Origin of the sequence: Streptomyces sp. NPDC006739, from assembly GCF_042869815.1 — a bacterium.
In the GTDB taxonomy this organism is placed as follows: domain Bacteria; phylum Actinomycetota; class Actinomycetes; order Streptomycetales; family Streptomycetaceae; genus Streptomyces.
The window spans coordinates 395409-412531 of sequence record NZ_JBIAGM010000003.1 but is presented as its reverse complement, the minus strand read 5'-3'; the positions used below and the strand labels follow the sequence as shown (position 1 = coordinate 412531).

The 17123-nt window shown below is 71.8% G+C and carries 14 protein-coding genes; 11 read left to right on the top strand and 3 right to left on the bottom strand.

The annotated features are described in order from the left end of the window. Nucleotides 1-78: 78 nt before the first annotated feature. On the bottom strand, nucleotides 79-2499 hold the full coding sequence (locus ACFYMM_RS08740; protein WP_388385091.1) for a pectinesterase family protein: 2421 nt from the start codon (nucleotides 2497-2499) through the stop codon (nucleotides 79-81). Between the two features lie 273 nt (nucleotides 2500-2772). Between ACFYMM_RS08740 and ACFYMM_RS08735 the strand changes: the two genes are divergently transcribed. The 8 genes from ACFYMM_RS08735 (at nucleotide 2773) to ACFYMM_RS08700 (ending at nucleotide 11796) form a co-directional block, all read left to right on the top strand. Continuing rightward, nucleotides 2773-3444 (top strand): GntR family transcriptional regulator, encoded by a 672-nt coding sequence (locus tag ACFYMM_RS08735; RefSeq protein ID WP_388385090.1) that lies wholly within the window; start codon nucleotides 2773-2775, stop codon nucleotides 3442-3444. An 8-nt stretch (nucleotides 3445-3452) separates the two neighbouring features. Then, on the top strand, nucleotides 3453-4430 hold the full coding sequence (locus ACFYMM_RS08730) for a dihydrodipicolinate synthase family protein (RefSeq protein ID WP_388385089.1): 978 nt from the start codon (nucleotides 3453-3455) through the stop codon (nucleotides 4428-4430). 165 nt (nucleotides 4431-4595) lie between these two features. Further along, a complete protein-coding gene (locus ACFYMM_RS08725) occupies nucleotides 4596-5840 on the top strand; it encodes an extracellular solute-binding protein (protein WP_388385088.1) in 1245 nt (414 codons plus the stop codon). A 14-nt stretch (nucleotides 5841-5854) separates the two neighbouring features. Then, a complete protein-coding gene (locus ACFYMM_RS08720; protein WP_388385087.1) occupies nucleotides 5855-7033 on the top strand; it encodes an ABC transporter ATP-binding protein in 1179 nt (392 codons plus the stop codon). Then, complete coding sequence (locus ACFYMM_RS08715) at nucleotides 7030-7938, top strand: ABC transporter permease (protein WP_388385086.1); 909 nt, start codon at nucleotides 7030-7032, stop codon at nucleotides 7936-7938. The genes ACFYMM_RS08720 and ACFYMM_RS08715 overlap by 4 nt, the downstream gene beginning before the upstream one ends. Then, complete coding sequence (locus tag ACFYMM_RS08710) at nucleotides 7935-8816, top strand: ABC transporter permease (RefSeq protein ID WP_388385085.1); 882 nt, start codon at nucleotides 7935-7937, stop codon at nucleotides 8814-8816. Before ACFYMM_RS08715 ends, ACFYMM_RS08710 begins: the two co-directional genes overlap by 4 nt. Nucleotides 8817-8845: 29 nt before the next feature. Then, on the top strand, nucleotides 8846-10297 hold the full coding sequence (locus ACFYMM_RS08705) for a glycoside hydrolase family 28 protein (protein WP_388385084.1): 1452 nt from the start codon (nucleotides 8846-8848) through the stop codon (nucleotides 10295-10297). Beyond that, nucleotides 10294-11796, top strand: coding sequence for a glycoside hydrolase family 28 protein (locus ACFYMM_RS08700; RefSeq protein ID WP_388385083.1), 1503 nt, complete (start codon nucleotides 10294-10296; stop codon nucleotides 11794-11796). The genes ACFYMM_RS08705 and ACFYMM_RS08700 overlap by 4 nt, the downstream gene beginning before the upstream one ends. A 22-nt stretch (nucleotides 11797-11818) precedes the next feature. Here the strand turns inward: ACFYMM_RS08700 and ACFYMM_RS08695 are convergent, their stop codons facing one another. Further along, nucleotides 11819-13054 carry an MFS transporter gene (locus ACFYMM_RS08695; RefSeq protein WP_388385082.1) on the bottom strand — a complete coding sequence of 412 codons (1236 nt, stop codon included), beginning with the start codon at nucleotides 13052-13054 and terminating at the stop codon, nucleotides 11819-11821. Between the two features lie 485 nt (nucleotides 13055-13539). Between ACFYMM_RS08695 and ACFYMM_RS08690 the strand changes: the two genes are divergently transcribed. Next, nucleotides 13540-14193 (top strand): hypothetical protein, encoded by a 654-nt coding sequence (locus ACFYMM_RS08690; protein ID WP_388385081.1) that lies wholly within the window; start codon nucleotides 13540-13542, stop codon nucleotides 14191-14193. Nucleotides 14194-14239: 46 nt separating this feature from the next. Then, nucleotides 14240-14959 carry a YcnI family protein gene (locus ACFYMM_RS08685; protein WP_388385080.1) on the top strand — a complete coding sequence of 240 codons (720 nt, stop codon included), beginning with the start codon at nucleotides 14240-14242 and terminating at the stop codon, nucleotides 14957-14959. A gap of 181 nt (nucleotides 14960-15140) precedes the next feature. Here ACFYMM_RS08685 and ACFYMM_RS08680 read toward each other — a convergent pair whose 3' ends face one another. Further along, a complete protein-coding gene (locus ACFYMM_RS08680) occupies nucleotides 15141-15902 on the bottom strand; it encodes a CDP-alcohol phosphatidyltransferase family protein (RefSeq protein WP_388385079.1) in 762 nt (253 codons plus the stop codon). 121 nt (nucleotides 15903-16023) lie between these two features. On the opposite strand from ACFYMM_RS08680, the gene ACFYMM_RS08675 reads away from it, so the two are divergent. Next, nucleotides 16024-17013, top strand: coding sequence for a zinc-binding alcohol dehydrogenase (locus ACFYMM_RS08675; RefSeq protein ID WP_388385078.1), 990 nt, complete (start codon nucleotides 16024-16026; stop codon nucleotides 17011-17013). The last annotated feature ends 110 nt before the right edge of the window (nucleotides 17014-17123 follow it).

Below are 17123 nucleotides of genomic sequence, written 5' to 3'. Positions count from 1 at the left end.
GCTTGACCCGAGGGGGTCGCCGGAGCGGGGCGGGGTGAGTGTGGTCCTCGGGGCGTCGAACGTCCGGCGGCCGGGCTCTCAGCGGTTCGGGAACGCGGGGAAGCGGCAGGTCATCGGCGTCGGGCCGCCGCCGGTCGAGGTGACCGTGACGCCGGGGCCGCTAGGGGACAGGTCGGTCCGGGCCAGCGTGATCCGCGCGTACTTCGCGGTGACCGCCGTGGCGTCGAGGCCCACGTCCCGCAGCGTGATGCCGGAGGGCTGGTCGGCGCTGTAGCCCTCCAGGTCGGAGGAGGCGCCGGCGACGGAGTGCACCGCCTTGGCGTGGTCGATCGTCACCGACTTGAACCAGGGGATCGTCGTACCGGTGGCCGCCGCGTAGTTCGGGGTGACGACGAGCAGGTTCTGTACGCCGGTCATGCAGGTGTCGCGGTACGTCGTGTTGGTCACGGTGCCGCCCGCGCCCGGGTAGCTCTTGACGCGGATGCCGTTGTTGAAGCTGCTGGTGTTGCCCCAGATGTCCTTGCCGTCCAGGGTGTTGTGCTCGATCAGCATCGCGTCCAGGCCGTAGGTGGTGCCGCTACCGATGGACAGGCCGTGGCTGCCGTAGCAGTGCAGACGGCTGACGGTGACGGCGGATTCGGCGCTGTTGTTGGTGGTCATGGCCACGCAGTCGTCACCGTTCATGATCCAGGACCGGGTCACGGTGACCTCGGTGCTGGAGTCGACGTTGACGCCGTCCGTGTTGAGGGTGTCCGCCGGGGTGGCGACCTCGATGCCCCAGACGGTGGCACCGATGCTCTGGCTGATGAAGAGGTGCTGCTTGGCGGCCTCCTTCAGGGTCAGGTGGTAGAAGGTCACGTCGTCGGCGTTGTCCGACTGGATCAGCCGCGGGTTGACCTGCTTGAGGCCTTCCGCCTTGGCGGTGTCGGCCTGCTGGTACCAGGTGGTGCCGGTGCCGAGGATGGTCTGGTCGCCGCGCCCGTCGATGGTGCCCTCGCGGCCGTGGCGCCGGACGCCTTCCACGCCCGCGTCCCGGCCGACCACGTGGATGAACGGGCCGCAGCCGGGTGAGCTGCTCCCGATGGAACCGCAGGTCGCCCGGCCCGCCTGCTGGTAGGAGGCGGCGTCGCGGGTGGCGTAGAGGGTCGCGCCCGCGTCCACCACCAGGTACTCCCCTTCGCGCACGGTCAGCGGCGAGGACAGGAAGGACGCGTGCGCGTGATCGGTGGTCAGCAGGACGCTGCCGCCGGTTCCGGCGCAGGCGTCCAGCGCCGCCTGGATACGGCCGGTGTCCGGCGGGGCCGCCTCGTCCGCCGCGCCGAAGGTGCGGGTGCCGCCGGGCAGCTCCGCCCCCAAGGTGCGGCAGGTGGCGGGCAGCCGGGGTTCCCGTACGACCCGGCGGTCACCGAGGGCGGGGGCGGCCGAGGAGATGGCGGCCACGACCGGTTTCCAGCCGTCCGACCCGGCCAGGTACGAGGCGGCCGTGTGGCGCGCGGCCGTGGCGGCGTCCAGCACGGGGCGTACGGCGGAGCCCGCGCCGGACGCCCCCGGGCCGGTGTCGGCGTACTCGCCGTAGCGGCCCGGCGACCAGGTGGCGCCGGAGATGCCGAGCCAGGGGCCGGAGGAGTTGACGGCCTGCGGCAGCACCGTGTTCCGGATGACCACCTGCGGGTCGGAGCCGGCGTTCGGCTTCCAGGCACGGCCCAGGTAGAGCGCGCCGCCCGGGAGCGTGGTGTTGACGGTGGAACCGGTGATCAGAATGCCGTACGGCTGCCCGGCGGGTGTGGCCGGCGCGGTCAGGTAGGCCTTCGAGTAGATGCCGTCGTTGAGCGCGTCGACGGTCGAACGGTCCACCACCAGGCTGCCGTTGCCGAAGATGAAGTCGACGTCGCCGTCGATCTCGGAGTCGTAGACGTACTGGCGCAGCTGCTTCGACGCGCCGGCGCCCCAGGTCAGCAGGGTGTCCTGGTGGCCGTAGAAGACGTCGTGCAGATAGCGCTGCCGGTCGCCCTCCATCGCGATCGCCACCGCCTGGGTGCCGGTGACGCCCGGGTGGGCCCTCTTGTCGAAGGTGTTGGCGAAGGTGAGGTACTCGGCGGTGAAGTCGTTCGCCGCCACATGGACGGTGGCGGAGCCCTCGGTGCCGTAGGGGCCGCCGGTGGCCGGGTCGGTCTCCTGGTTGTAGTCGGCGGCGGTGATGACCACGTCCTTCGCGTTGTGGTCGGAGCCCTCCAGGGTGAGGTGGAGCTTGGCCGCCGGGACCGTGACGCGCTCCTTGTAGGTGCCGGGGGCGATCGAGATCACGTACGCCGTCGACGAGTTGTCGGGTACGGCGTTCACGGCGGCCTGCACGGTCCGGTACTGGGCGCCGCTCCTGGCGACGGTGAGCGTGACGGTGGCGAGGGGGGACGTGGTGCCGGCGGTGGCCGTGCCGGTGAACCCGCACATCAGCAGTGCGGGCACACCGAACAGCCCCGCCGTCAGGCGGCTCAGTCTCATGGTGTCCTCGGGAGAGGTGGGTGGGGGCGAGGGGAAGGAAGAGGTCGGCCTTGATGGCATCTCATATATGAGTGGGCAGGCCGTCAATGGGCCCGACCGGCCTTTACCGCTTCCTTACCTACCGTGCGCACAAAGCGAATTCATTACCTGCGGGTGCCTTGACGGTGGTCGGCGTCGAGCCTAGCTTCGTGGCGCATCGTATATGAGATCTCGCATACACCATCCGGACGGGCGTCCTGGCGCCCTTCCGCACGCACCACAGGAGCCCGTTCAGTGGCCGACATCCTCGCAGCGCACGGCAGTCCACGTCCGGGGGCGCTGCCGCCCTCCCGTACCGAGGCGGTCCTGGAGACCATCAAGCACGCGATACTGACCGGCGAACTCAAGCCCGGTCAGGCACTGGTGGAGGCCGAACTCGCCGAGCGTCTCGGGGTCTCCAAGACCCCGGTGCGCGAGGCACTGAAGACGCTGGCCGGGTCGGGCCTCGTGGTGATGCTGCCCTACAAGGGCGTCACCGTCCGTGCGGTGGACGAGGAACTGGCCCGCGCCGTCTACGACATGCGCCTGCTGCTGGAGCCGGTGGCCGCCGGCCGCGCCACCCTCTCCAGCCGTGCGCTGGAGGAGGCCGGCGCGGCCCTGGACGCCGCCGACCGGGCCGAGGACGCGGCCGACCGCTCGCTGGCCAACCGGGCCTTCCACCGGGCCCTGTACGCCGGCTGCGGCAACCCGCTCCTGGTCAAGACCCTGGACGAACTGCGCGACCAGACCGCGCTGGTCTCCAGCGCCGCCTGGGCCCGCCAGCCGTCCTGGGAGCAGGAGGCCCGCGAACACCGGGAGATCCTGGCGGCGGCCGAGGCGGGCGACTCCCGGCAGGTGCGGGCCCTGATGCGGGGTCACATCAGCGCCTTCGTGGCACGCAACTTCCCCGAGAACGAAGCGGAGTAGGCCCACCCATGACCGTGGAACCGCAGGACAGCCCCATCTCCCTCGACGAGTTACCCGCGCTGTACGACCCGCGGCACCTGAACGGCCTGCGCGCCACGCTGTCGACCACGGTGGCCATCCCGGTGACGCCTTTCCGCCCGGACGGCAGCGTGGACTGGGACGCCCACGCCACGCTGATCGGGCGGCTCGTGGAGCACGGCGTCGAGGTGGTCACCCCCAACGGCAACACCGGCGAGTTCTACACCCTCACCGAGGCGGAGACCCGGCGGGCCGTGGAGTCGGCGGTGGCCGCCGTCGCGGGCCGCGCCGAGGTGCTGGCCGGGGTCGGCCTGGACATCGACAGCGCGGTGGCCGCGGCCCGGCACGCCCGGGAGGCCGGCGCCGGCTCGGTGATGGTGCACCAGCCCGTCCACCCCTACCGCTCCGCCGAGGGCTGGATCGACTACCACGGCGCCATCGCCGACTCAGTACCCCAACTCGGCGTCGTCCTCTACGTCCGCGACCCGCGCGTCAGCGGGGAGCAGATCCGCACCCTGGCCGACCGCAGCCCGAACGTCGTCGGCGTCAAGTACGCCGTCCCCGACCCGGTGCGCTTCGCCTGCGTCGCCCGGGACGCCGGCCTCGACCGCCTCACCTGGATCGCGGGCCTGGCCGAACTGTCCACACCCGGCTACTGGGCCGTGGGCGCCACCGGCTTCACCTCCGGACTCGTCAACGTCGTACCGCGCCTGTCGGCCGCGCTGCTGGAGGCACTGCGCGGCGGCGACTACGCCAAGGCCATGACGGTGTGGGAGCAGGCCCGGCTCTTCGAGGAACTGCGCGCGGCGGACGCCGCGGCGGACAACGTCAGCGTGGTCAAGGAGGCGCTCGCCCAACTGGGGCTGTGCGGACGGGAAGTGCGGCCGCCGTCCCGCAGTCTGCCACCGGACCTGCGCGAGCAGATCGCCGGACTGATGTCCCGGTGGCGGGAGGGCGGCTGGCTGTGAGCGCGGACAGCGCCCCGGCTCCGGCGCCGTACGCCGGGCACCACGACCGCGGCGATCCGCGCCACCGCTCGCGGCACCTCCCCGCAGCACGACCCGCACGACCGCTCGCACCACGCCGGAGCCCCTCCGCTCCCGGCCGTCACTGACGAAGGGCCGCAATCCGCCATGTCATCCGCCATGCCCGAGTTCCGCAGAAGCCTCTCCCGCCGCCGTCTCCTCGGCACCCTCGCCGCCTCCGCCGCCGCGGGCCCGGTGCTCGCCGCGTGCAGCGCCCCCAGCAGCGGCACCACCGGCAAGGCGGCGGCGCCCAGCGCCCTGGCCACCAAGCCGGCCAAGCCGGTCACCCTGAACGTCCTCGACGTCGCGGGCAACCTGGCGCTCACCCGGCCGGTCATCGACGCCTTCAAGGCCAAACACCCCGACATCGTCTCCCAGATCACCACCACCACCGGCACCGCACCCGAACTGGCGCCGAAGGTCCAGGCCCAGCAGCAGGCCGGGAACGTGCAGATCCAGCTGGTGCTGACGGGCACCGACGGTCTGGCGGCCGGCATCCAGAAGGGTCTGTGGTACGACCTCAAGCCGTACTACGACCACTTCTTCCCGACCCTGATGGCCGACTACAGCAAGCCGGCCGCGGCCATGGCGGCCCTCGCCCAGGACCAGGGCATCGAACTGGTCACCACCCCGGGCGGCCCGCTGCTGGAGTACGACCCCGCGAAGGTGAGCCACGTGCCCACCACCCCGGACGCCCTGCTGGAGTGGGCCAAGGCCAACAAGGGGAAGTTCCAGTACGCGCAGCCGCGCAACTCGGGCCCCGGCCGCACCTTCCTGATGGGCCTGCCCTACCTGCTCGGCGACAAGGACCCCACGGACCCGACCAACGGCTGGGCCAAGACCTGGGCGTTCTTGACCGAACTCAACAAGTACACGGCCGACTACCCGGCCAAGACCTCGGCCACCATGACCAACCTGGCCCAGGGCACGGTCCACGTCATCGCCAGCACCATGGGCTGGTACATCAACCCGCGCGCCCTCGGCACCGTGCCGCAGGGCATGAAGGTCGCCAAGTACGACAACATGACATGGGTGACCGACGCCCAGTACGGCGTCATCCCCAAGGGCGTCTCCAACGACGAACTCATCGCCACGATGCGGCTGCTGGCCTTCGCGCTGACCCCCGAGCAGCAGGCCGTCACCTTCGACCAGGGCTACTTCTACCCCGGCCCCGCGGTCAAGAACGTGAGCCTCGGCCAGGCCCCGGCCTCCTCGCAGAGCGCGATCAAGAAGTACGGCGACCCCGATTTCGACAGCTGGATCTCGGCGAGCCCGGCCAGGAACTCCCTGCCCGCCACCGCCCAGGTCACCGCCTTCGACCTGTGGGACAAGAAGATCGGCTCGACCAAGTGAGCACGGTGACCGACATGACCACCACGAAGACGTCCCCCGCCCGAGCGGCGGGGGAGCGCCCCGGCTCCCAGCTGGGCGAACTCCAGCTGCGCGGCATCAGCCGCGCCTACGGCGCGCACACCGCGCTCAAGCCCCTCGACCTCACCGTCCGGGGCGGCGAGTTCATCGCCCTGCTCGGCCCCTCCGGCTGTGGCAAGACCACCGCCCTGAACTGCCTCGCCGGCCTGCTCCCGCTGACCGCGGGCGAGATCCTCCTCGACGGCAGACGGGTGGACACCCTGCCGCCGGAGAAGCGCGGCTTCGGCATGGTGTTCCAGAACTACGCCCTCTTCCCGCACCTGACCGTGCGCGCCAACGTCGCCTTCGGACTGAAGATGCGCGGCGTCGGCAAGGAGGAGACGCGGCGCCGGGTGGACCAGGTGCTGAACCTGGTCCGGCTGACCGAGCACGCCCACAAGCACCCCGGCCAGCTCTCCGGCGGCCAGCAGCAGCGCGTCGCCATCGCCCGCGCCATCGTGATGGAACCGCCGCTGGTCCTGATGGACGAGCCGCTGTCCAACCTGGACGCCGCCCTGCGGCTGCAGATGCGCAGCGAGATCCGCCGTATCCACCAGGAGTTCGGTCTCACCACCCTCTACGTCACCCACGACCAGGAGGAGGCCCTGTCGCTCGCCGACCGCCTGGTGGTGCTGCACGACGGCACGGTCAGCCAGATCGGCACCCCCGCCGAGCTGTACGAACACCCCGCCGACCCGTACGTCGCCGGGTTCATGGGCTACCGCAACCTGCTGCCGCTGGAGATCACGTCCGTGGACGGCGCGGTGGCCGAGGGCCGTGGCCTCACGGTGCGGGGCACCCGGGTCGGGGACGTGCCGCTGCGGACGGGGCGGAAGGTGACGGTCGCGATCCGTCCCGAGGACCTGCGGCCCGCCGAGGAGGGCGAGCAGACGGTCACCGAGGCGGTGGCCGAGATCGTCGAGTACCACGGCCGCGTCCTGCACGTGGAGGCGGTCACCCCGCACGGCGACCGCCTGCACCTCAAGTCCCGCCGCCAGGTCCACCCCGGCGACACGGTGTCCGTCGCGGTCGACCCCGAACGCGCCCTGTTCTTCCCGGAACCGGAGCCGGAGCCGGCCTCGTCCTCGGCGTCGCAGCCGGTGTCGGCGCCGCCCGGCGAGGAGGCCTCGCCGTGACCGCCCTGGCCGCCGCCACCGGGCCGGTGCCGAAGACGGCACTGCGGCACCGGCTCGCCGAACGCGGCGTGGACCGCATGCTGCTCCTGCTGCTGCCCGGCGCGCTCGCCGTGATCGCCCTGTTCCTCTACCCCTTCCTCTACGGCCTCCAGCTCTCCTTCCAGCCCGCCAAGGGCGGCGCGCTCGGCGCCTACCACCAGTTCTTCGCCGAGCCGTTCTCCCGCAAGTCGGTCTGGGCCACCTTCTCGCTGGCCGTCCCCGCCGCGCTGATCAACGTCGGCGCCTCCGTGCCCATCGCCTACCACATGCGCCGCGACTTCCGGGGAAAGCGGCTGCTGCTGGCCCTGCTGGTCGTCCCGATCACCCTGGGCACGGTGCTCACCGCCGAGGGCATCCTGGAGTTCTACGGCCCCTCCGGCTGGTTCAACCGCACCCTGCACCTGCTGGGCATCGCCGACTCGCCGGTCAAGCTGACCATGAACTACACCGGCGTCCTGCTGTCCCTGATCATCAGCGGCTTCCCGTTCGCCTACCTGCTCACCCACTCCTACCTCTCGGGTATCCACCCGAGCCTGGAGAAGGCCGCCTCCACCCTGGGCGCCGGCTGGTGGCAGCGCTTCCGGTACATCACCCTCCCGCTGCTGATGCCCGGCCTGATGACCACGTTCTGCCTGACCTTCGTGATGGCCTTCGCGGTCTTCCCCTCGGCGATGATGGTCGGCGACCCGAACGGCAGGACCCACGTCATCTCCATCGAGGCCTACGAGTCGGCGCTGCAGCGCTTCGACTACGCCCAGGGCTGCGCCGACGCGATGATCATGACGGTGCTGATGCTCGCCGTCATCGGCGCGGTCACACTGCTGCGCTCCCGGCTGTACACGGGATCCACGGGAGGCAAGGGATGACCGCCGTACTCGACCCCGCACCCACCGCCGGCCCGCGGCCCGAGGAGCCCCCCGCGCGCCGCCGGATCGCGATGCGGCCCGGCGCCTGGCTCACCTGGGCCGCCCTGGCCTTCTTCTTCCTCAACCTGCTCGGCGTCATCACCACCGTGCTGCTGAACTCCTTCGGCGGCCACTGGTTCGACAGCTGGCTGCCCAGCGGCTGGACCGGCCACTGGTACGGCGACTCCTGGACGGAGTTCCACCTGGGCCAGGTGCTGTGGACGACCGTCGAGGTCTCGCTGGCCGTGGTGCTGATCTCGCTCGTGCTCGCCGTGCCGGTCTCCTACGCCCTCGCGCGCCGGGACTTCCCCGGCAAGAGGTTCGTCACCGTCCTGTTCGTGCTGCCGATCCTGGTACCGCCGATCGCCTACGGCATCCCGCTGGCCACCGTGCTCTACAAGTTCCAGCTGGCCGGCTCGGTGACCGGCGTGATCCTGGCGAACCTGGTGCCGTCCATCCCGTTCGTGGTGTTCACCATGACCCCGTTCATCGAGCAGATCGACCCCAAGATCGAGCACGCGGCCCGTATGTGCGGCGCCTCCACCTGGACCGTGCTGACCCGGATCCTGTCGCCGCTGCTGCTGCCCGGCATGCTCGCCGCCGGAATCCTGGTCCTGGTGCGCACCTTCGGCATGTTCGAGCTGACCTTCCTGACCGCGGGACCCACCAGCCAGACGCTGATCGTCGCGCTGTTCTCGGCCGTCAACTCGGCCGGCATCCGCTCCACACAGTCGATCGACGCCATGGCCGTCCTCTACACCGCCTCCATGGCCGTCCTGCTGCTGGTCGCGCTGCGCTTCGTCAACCCCACCCAGCTGGTGGCCCGTACCAACGACTGACGCCACCCCCGTCCGAGAGGCCGTCGACGATGACCGAGCCCACCCGTAGACAGCTCCTGCGTTCCGCCGTCGCGCTCGGCGGCGCGGTCACCGTCTCCGCCCTGCTCGGCGGCCCCGCCTTCGGCTCCCCGCCGCCGGCCTGCGCCAAGACCGATGCCGAGCGCGCCGCGGACCGTGCCGCCGACCGGGTGATCGCGGGAATACGGCGCCCCGTGATCCCGCGCCGGGACTTCCCCGTCACCCGCTTCGGCGCGGTCGGCGACGGCACCACCGACAACACCGCCGCCCTGGCCGCCGCCGTCCGGGCCGCGCACCGGGCCGGCGGCGGCAGGGTCGTCGTCCCGGCCGGCGACTGGGCCACCGGCCCCGTCCACCTGCTCTCCCGGGTGGAGCTGCACGTCGAGGCGGGCGCCACCCTGCTCTTCTCCACCGACCCGGCCGCCTACCTGCCCACCGTGTACAGCCGCTGGCAGGGCATCGAACTGATGAACTACTCGCCGCTGGTCTACGCCTACGGCCTGCACGACATCGCCGTCACCGGCGCGGGTGTCCTCGACGGCCGGGCGTCGACGGCGAACTGGTGGGCCTGGAAACCGCTGGGCGACGCCGACTTCGCCACCTTCGAGGCCACCGTCGACGCCGGACTGCCGGTGGCGCGCAGGGACGGCACCAAGTACCACTTCCGCCCGGCCTTCGTGGAGCCGTACCACTGCCGCAGGGTGCTCATCGAGGGGGTGACCTTCAAGAACTCGCCGTTCTGGTTCCTGCACCCCACCCTGTGCCAGGACGTCACCGTGCACGGTGTCACCGTCCAGGCGAACGGCCCCAACACCGACGGCTGCGACCCCGAGTCCTGTGACGGCGTCCTCATCGACTCCGTGTCCTTCGACACCGGCGACGACTGCGTCGCCGTCAAGGCCGGACGCAACACCGACGGACGGCGCGTCAACACGCCCAGCCGGAACATCGTCATCCAGAACTCGACCTTCGCGAACGGCCACGGCGGGATCACCATCGGCAGCGAGATGACCGGCGGTGTACGCGACGTCTACGCCCGCGACCTCACCATGACCTCCACGGGCCTGCAGTCCGGCCACCGCCTCAAGACCAACTCGGTGCGCGGCGGCTACATCGAGGGCACGCACGTCCACCGGGTGAACGTGACGGCTCTCGGCGGCCCGCTCCTGCTCATCGACTACACCTACGGCGAGGGCGACACCGGCGCGTACCCGCCCACCGTCAACGACATCAACCTCAGCCACTGGAACGTCACCTCCGCCACCCAGGGCTGGAACATCCAGGGCTACGCGAACGACCCCGTCGGCACGGTACGGCTCAGCGACATCACCGTCGACGGCCCGCTCGGCAAGTCCAACACCGCCACCCATGTGACGGACCTGGAACTGACGAACGTCGTCATCGACGGAGTGACCCAGCCGGCGGCCGCGCCGCTCGGCGCAACCGGAAGGAAACCGCGATGAGCCGCACCAGCAGGAAACCCCGTCCGGCCACCGGCGCCCGACGAGGGCTCACCACGGCAGCGACGGCCACCGCCACCGTCCTCGCGACCGGGGCGCTGCTGTTCGCGAACACCACGACCGCCGCCGCCACGGCCCCGGTGCCCGCCCGGGCCACCGGTGACACGCGCACCGTCTCCGAACCGCGCGTGCCCACCACCGTCTGCGCGAAGGTCACCAGCGGGCTCGCGATGCCCGGCCGCACCGCCGGCACGGCCGCCGAGACCACCCCGCCGGACACCTCCCGCATCCAGTCCCACCTGGACTCCTGCGCCCAGAGCGGCTCCGCCCAGGTCGCGGTCGAGCTGTCCGCCGCCGACACCTCCCGCACCGCCTTCCTCACCGGGCCGCTCACCGTGCACAAGGGCGAGGTCCTGCTGCTCGACAGCGGTGTGACGCTCTACGGCTCCCTCGACCCGGCCACCTACCAGGTCAGCGGCAAGCCGACCTGCGGTACCGTCGCCACCGACTCCGGCGGCTGCAGGCCGCTGATCACCGTCTCGGGCGCCGACGCGGGGGTGGAGGCGGTCCGTTCCGGCAGCGGCGGTCAGGGCCGCATCGACGGCCGCGGCGACCTGGCCCTGCTGGGCACCTCGACCACCTGGTGGGACCTCGCCACCCAGGCCAAGAACCAGGGCAAGAAGCAGAACAACCCACGCATGATCCAGGCCGACAGCTCCGACGACTTCACGCTCTACGACATCGACCTGGTCAACTCGCCCAATTTCCATGTCTATTACAGCGGAAACGGCTTCACCGCCTGGGGCGTCCGCATCAAGACCCCGGCCACCGCACGCAACACCGACGGTATCGACCCGGCCGGCGCCACCAATGTCACCATCGCCGACTCCTACATCCAGGACGGCGACGACGGCATAGCCATCAAGGGCGGCTCCGCTGCGGCCAGGAACATCACCGTGGAGAACAACCACTTCTACGGCACCCACGGCATTTCCATCGGCTCCGAGACCAACAGCGGCGTCACCAACGTCCTGTTCGAGAACAACACGCTGACCGGCGTCGACAGTTCGGGCAACGCAGGCGGAAGCACCAACGGCATACGCATCAAGTCCTCGCCGGCCAACGGCGGCACGGTCAAGCAGGTCACCTACGACAACACCTGCCTCACCCGGCTCAAGTACCCGCTGGTCTTCGACACCCATTACTCCAACGGCACCGGCTCGTACACCCCGTACTTCACCGACATCGTGGTGAACGGGGTCAGGTCCACCGGCTCCGTGTCCGGCGCCACGTCGACCTTCGTCGGCCTGGACTCCGCCCACCCGCTGGGCCTGACACTGGAGAACGTCAGCCTGGACGCCACCGCGTCCACGGCCTCCTACGCGAACGTCGGCCTGTACGCCAGCGACATCACCCCGTCCGGCACCGGCGTGAGCACCACCGCGGTGAGCGGCGGCGGCTCCGTGCCGTCCTGCTCCTTCCCGTCCTTCCCGGGCCTGTAGCCGCGTTGCCGGGACCGGCCGCTCAGCCCGAGGTCTCCGGCAGCAGGGGCTCCTTGCGGCGGACGAGGACCAGCATCGCCCACAGCACCGACAGCAGCGGAATCGCGCCGGAGACGATCACCTGGCCCCGGCTGGACACCCAGTCGTTGGGGGTGCCCAGCAGATAGCCGAGGCCGATGCAGGACCGGGACAGCGCCTGGAAGCAGGCCCAGGCGCTGCCGTGCACCTCGGCCGGGACGTTGCTGTGCACCGCGTTGCGCAGACCGACGTTGCAGGCGCCGTTGCCGAAGCCGCCCACCAGGAACAGCGGGAAGATCACCGCGGCCACGGGCACCAGACCGGCGAACAGCAGCCCGACGGAGATGCCCAGCACCCCGCCCAGGATCAGCGCGGTGTGCCGGTCCGCCCAGCCCGGCCGGCCCGCCAGCAGGGCGCCGGGGATGGCACCCAGCGCCCAGGTCGCCAGGATCAGACCGAACACGGTGTCGTTGCCGTCCGCGACACCGCGCAGATAGAAGACACCGGCGACCGTCTCGATGCTGGTGGCCAGCATCGCCGCCGCCAGCGCGGGCAGCAGCGGGCCCACGACCGGCGCGTGCCGCAGCGCACGGTAGCCGTCGGAGAGCTTCGACGCCGGGCGGCGGCCGATGCTCACGTCCGCGCCGCGCGGCACCGCCAGTGCCGTGCACCCGGCGAGCACCAGGAACGACAGGGCGTCGACGCCGAGCAGACCGGCCGTGCTCCACGCCGAGTGCAGGAAGCCGGCCAGCGGCGGACCGACCAGGGTCGCGGCCGACATCCCGGCCGTGAGCAGGCTGTTCGCCCGCACCCGGTGCTTGTCGCCGGCCACCAGCGGAAGCATCTTGAAGCCGGCGGCCACCGAGGCGACCCCGGCCAGACCCGACAGCGCGATGAGCGCCACCCTCAGGTGGAAGCCGTCGACCGAGCAGGCGGCGCCGAGCGACGCCGCCTGCACCACCAGCGCCCACAGGCACACGGACCGCGCGTTGAACCGGTCGACCAGGGTGCCCATGAAGGGCGCGGCGAGGACCGTGGGCACCAGGTCGGCCAGGAACACCTCGGTCACGCCGAAGCGGATGTGCTGGTCCGCCGCTGCCAGCGCCATGCCCAGGGAGGCGAGGGAGTCGCCGACGCGGGAGAAGAGCGTGCCCGCGATCAGTACCAGGGCCGAGGCCGGGACCGCCGTTCTCGGGCGAAGCGCGGCGAACGCGGTCTTCCGCGTCTTTTGCGTGTCCAATCGAGTCCAATCCATCCGCTTGCCGCGTCCATTCCGGCGGGCTGCCGAACAGATTAGGCCTGTGCCGCTCGGCGGAGGGCGTCGACCGGCCACCCGAACGCGGCGCCCCCGTACCGCGACCCCACACGATTTCTCCACACAATGCGGGGCGGTTGAACTCGCCCTCCATGCGGGGGCCGTGCTCTTTCCGGCACAAGGGACGAGAGCCGCCCGGTTCCCGGCGAAAGGCCTCGGCCACTCCAAAGGGACCGGCCGAATGAATGTCTGGAAAATGTCGACGAAAGATCGGCGGAAAAGGACCGAATCGGAAACGAAGGACCTTCCGCGGGATCCGTGCGGCAGGCAATTCCGGACGGCGGCGAAAACCCCCGGGCCGCACCGGACCGGGGGCGCGGGCACGGGCGGCCGGCCGAACGGCGTCCGGAGGGGAGTGAACACGCCGTCGGTGGCGCACGTATCACCCGACCGTGGGAGGATCCCTCACGATGAGTGCGTCCCCGGCGGTGCGGAGCCTGCGGGCCGCGGTGTTCGCCGCGGTGTGCGTGCTGCTGGCCGCCGCCGGGCACGGGCTCGCCATGGGCGACATGCCGCCGGTGCCGGTCGACGCGGTCGGCTGCCTCGGCGTGTTCGCCCTCGGCTGGCTGCTCGGCGGCCGGGAGCGGTCCCTGCCCGGGATCTGCGCGGCGATGCTCGCCACCCAGGCGGCCCTGCACGTCGCCTTCGACGCGGCGCACCGCTCGGCCCCGCCGCCCGCGCACGCGCCGCACATGGCGTCGATGCACATGGCCTCCATGTCCTCCACGTCCTCCACGTCCCCCATGGACATGGCCGGACTGGACCGCCCGCACCTGGTGATCACCCAGCTGGTCACCGCGCACGCCACGGCCGCCCACCTCCTCGCCGCGCTGATCGCCTCCTGGTGGCTGCGGCGCGGCGAGGCCGCTCTGTGGTCGCTGCTGCGGCGGGCGGTCGCGCTCGTCCCCGGCCTCGCGGCCTGGTGGCGGGACGCCCCGCTGCCCGCTCGCGCCGGGCGCCCCCTGCGCGCCACGGCCGGCCCCGGCACACCCCGTCCGCTCCCGCTGCTGCGGCACGCGGTGAACCGGCGCGGGCCTCCGCACCCGATCCCGTACCCGATCTGACACCCACGCACGTTCGCCTGTCACCAGTACGGAGATCCACACACCCATGTCCCTGTACCGCTCCACCCTGCGCCGCGCCGCGGCCGTCACCGCCCTCGCCGCCGGCTCGGTCCTGCTCGCGGCCGGTACCGCCGCCGCGCACGTCACCGTCCACCCCGACAGCTACGCCAAGGGCGCCACGGACGGCGTGCTGACCTTCCGCGTCCCCAACGAGGAGGACTCGGCGAGCACCACCGAGGTGCAGGTCTTCCTGCCCACCGACCACCCCGTCCTCGGCGTGCTCGTCACCCCGCAGAACGGCTGGACCGCCAAGGTGACCACCACCAAGCTCAAGACGCCCGTGAAGACCGACGACGGCACCATCACCGAGGCGGCCTCGGAGATCACCTGGACCGGCGGCAAGATCGGCGCCGGCCAGTACGAGGACTTCGACGTCGCCTTCGGCCAGCTGCCCGAGGACGCCGACCAGCTGGCCTTCAAGACCCTGCAGACCTATTCCGACGGCAAGGTCGTCCGCTGGATCGAGGAGCCCCAGGGCGGACAGGAGCCGGAGAACCCGGCACCCACGCTGAAGCTCACCGCGGCCGGTGCCGCCACCGCGGCGCCCTCGGCCGGCAGGACCACCTCCACCTCGGCGTCGCCGAAGGCCACCGGCTCCAGTGACTCCACCGCCCGCGGCCTCGGGATCGCCGGCCTGGTCGTGGGCGTACTCGGCCTGGCGGCCGGGGCGTTCGCGATCGTACGGAGCCGGTCGGCACGGCCGTAGCCACGCGAGCTGGTCCAGGGCCCGTCCGCCGAACCGGCGGGCGGGCCCCGCCCGTTCCCCCCCCCCGGACCACCGGCCCGGCACCGTCCCCGCCCCCCGTCCACGCCGAAGGGCCCGGACCGGTGACCGGACACCACGTGTCCGGTCACCGGTCCGGGCCCTTCCGCAGGCGGCCGCCCGTCTACCGCACCGCCAGCTCCAGCATCTCCTGGGCCGGGGCCTCGCGGACCACCCGGGAGGTCTGCCACAGCCACAGCACGTCCCGGCCGAAGGACCACAGCAGCGAGCCCAGCGCCAGCAGCACCACGCCCAGGTCCGCGAGCGGCGGCAGCAACTGCGCGCCCGCCAGCAGGAGGCAGATGCCCTGGAGCGCGGCGACCGTCTTGCGGGCGACGGACGGCGGGAGCGGGGCGTTCAGCCAGGGGGCGACGCGGGCGGCGGCGACGAAGGCGTAGCGCATGCCGCCGATCAACAGCACCCAGGCGCCGAGCCGCGTCGACACGTACACGCTCAGCACCAGGATCAGGAACGCGTCGACCTCCATGTCGAACCGGGCGCCCAGCGCCGTCGACGTCCCCGTCCGGCGTGCCACCTTGCCGTCGACGCCGTCGAGGATGAGGGCGACCGCCGTCAGACCCACCAGCAGGGTGACCGGCGGGGAACTCTCGAAGGAGTCCGCGACCAGCGCCGTCACCCCGCCGACCAGCGTGGCCCGGCCGAGGGTCACGCGGTTGGCGGGGCCGAAGGAGCGCAGCCGGGAGCGGTGCAGGGCGCGGGAGAGCACGGCCCAGGTGGCGATCGCGAACGTCAGGCCGGTCAGCCAGCCGGCCGGTCCCATGCCGATCGCGGAGCCCAGCAGGGCCAGCAGCAGGATCTGGACGCCCGCTCCCACAGCGGTCTCCTGCTGGACCAGCCTTGCGTCGTACGTGTTGTTCAGGGCCACCGCACATCCTCCGGCCGAGTGACAGAGTCGATCAACGCCGCGTACTGTGCGCGGCCTGTGCACATCTCCCAGTGCACATCTCGGTACGTGAACCACCACCCGATCGTTCAGGAGGATGCCGATGAACCGCTCGGCCCGCGCGTTCTGGCTGCGCTCGCCGGGGCACGGTGAGATCCGCGACGTCACCCTCGCGGCGCCGGCCGACGGCGAGGTCCTGGTCCGCACGCTGTACTCCGCGGTGAGCCGGGGCACCGAGACGCTGGTCTTCCGGGGCGGTGTTCCCGAGAGCCAACACGCCGTCATGCGGGCGCCGTTCCAGGAGGGCGACTTCCCCGGCCCGGTGAAGTACGGGTACCTCAACGTCGGCGTCGTCGAGGAGGGACCCGACGAGCTGGCCGGCCGTACGGTCTTCTGTCTGTATCCGCACCAGAGCCGTTACGTCGTTCCGGTGAACGCGGTGACCGTGGTGCCCGACCGGGTGCCCGCCGCCCGGGCGGTGCTCGCCGGCACCGTGGAGACCGCCGTCAACGCCCTGTGGGACGCCGCGCCCCTGATCGGCGACCGGGTCGCGGTGGTCGGCGGCGGCATGGTCGGCTGCTCGGTCGCCGCGCTGCTGGCCCGCTTCCCGGGCCTGCGGCTGCAACTCGTCGACGCCGACCCGGCCCGCGCCAGGACCGCCGAGGCCCTCGGCGTGGACTTCGCCGCCCCCGCCGACGCCCTCGGCGACTGCGACCTGGTCGTGCACGCCAGCGCCACCGAAGGGGGCCTGACCCGGGCCCTGGAGCTCCTCGCCGACGAGGGCACGGTCATCGAACTGAGCTGGTACGGCGACCGGCGCGTGGCGCTGCCGCTGGGCGAGGCCTTCCACTCCCGCCGGCTCACCGTGCGCAGCAGCCAGGTGGGCACCGTCTCCCCGGCCGGCCGGGCCGGCCGCACCTACGCCGACCGGCTCGCCCTCGCCCTCGATCTGCTCGCCGACCCCGCCCTCGACGCGCTCGTCACCGGGGAAAGCGCCTTCGAGGAGCTGCCGGAGGTGCTGCCCCGGCTCGCCGCGGGGGACATTCCGGCCCTCTGTCACCGAATCAGGTACACCGGCAACGGCCTGACCTGAGAAAAGAGTGAGAGAGGGCTGAACACGGGGAAGCGAAGAGCCGTACTAGTCGGCAGCCCCCGGCGGGGAAACGCGGGGGGCGTCAGACGCGCCGCACCTGGAGGGTCGTC

Bases quoted from the DNA above. Each gene is read 5' to 3' on its own strand.
- ACFYMM_RS08740 (WP_388385091.1), bottom strand. From the start codon at position 2,499: ATGAGACTGAGCCGCCTGACGGCGGGGCTGTTCGGTGTGCCCGCACTG.
- ACFYMM_RS08730 (WP_388385089.1), top strand. From the start codon at position 3,453: ATGACCGTGGAACCGCAGGACAGCCCCATCTCCCTCGACGAGTTACCC.
- ACFYMM_RS08725 (WP_388385088.1), top strand. From the start codon at position 4,596: ATGTCATCCGCCATGCCCGAGTTCCGCAGAAGCCTCTCCCGCCGCCGT.
- ACFYMM_RS08720 (WP_388385087.1), top strand. From the start codon at position 5,855: ATGACCACCACGAAGACGTCCCCCGCCCGAGCGGCGGGGGAGCGCCCC.
- ACFYMM_RS08710 (WP_388385085.1), top strand. From the start codon at position 7,935: ATGACCGCCGTACTCGACCCCGCACCCACCGCCGGCCCGCGGCCCGAG.
- ACFYMM_RS08705 (WP_388385084.1), top strand. From the start codon at position 8,846: ATGACCGAGCCCACCCGTAGACAGCTCCTGCGTTCCGCCGTCGCGCTC.
- ACFYMM_RS08700 (WP_388385083.1), top strand. From the start codon at position 10,294: ATGAGCCGCACCAGCAGGAAACCCCGTCCGGCCACCGGCGCCCGACGA.
- ACFYMM_RS08690 (WP_388385081.1), top strand. From the start codon at position 13,540: ATGAGTGCGTCCCCGGCGGTGCGGAGCCTGCGGGCCGCGGTGTTCGCC.
- ACFYMM_RS08685 (WP_388385080.1), top strand. From the start codon at position 14,240: ATGTCCCTGTACCGCTCCACCCTGCGCCGCGCCGCGGCCGTCACCGCC.
- ACFYMM_RS08675 (WP_388385078.1), top strand. From the start codon at position 16,024: ATGAACCGCTCGGCCCGCGCGTTCTGGCTGCGCTCGCCGGGGCACGGT.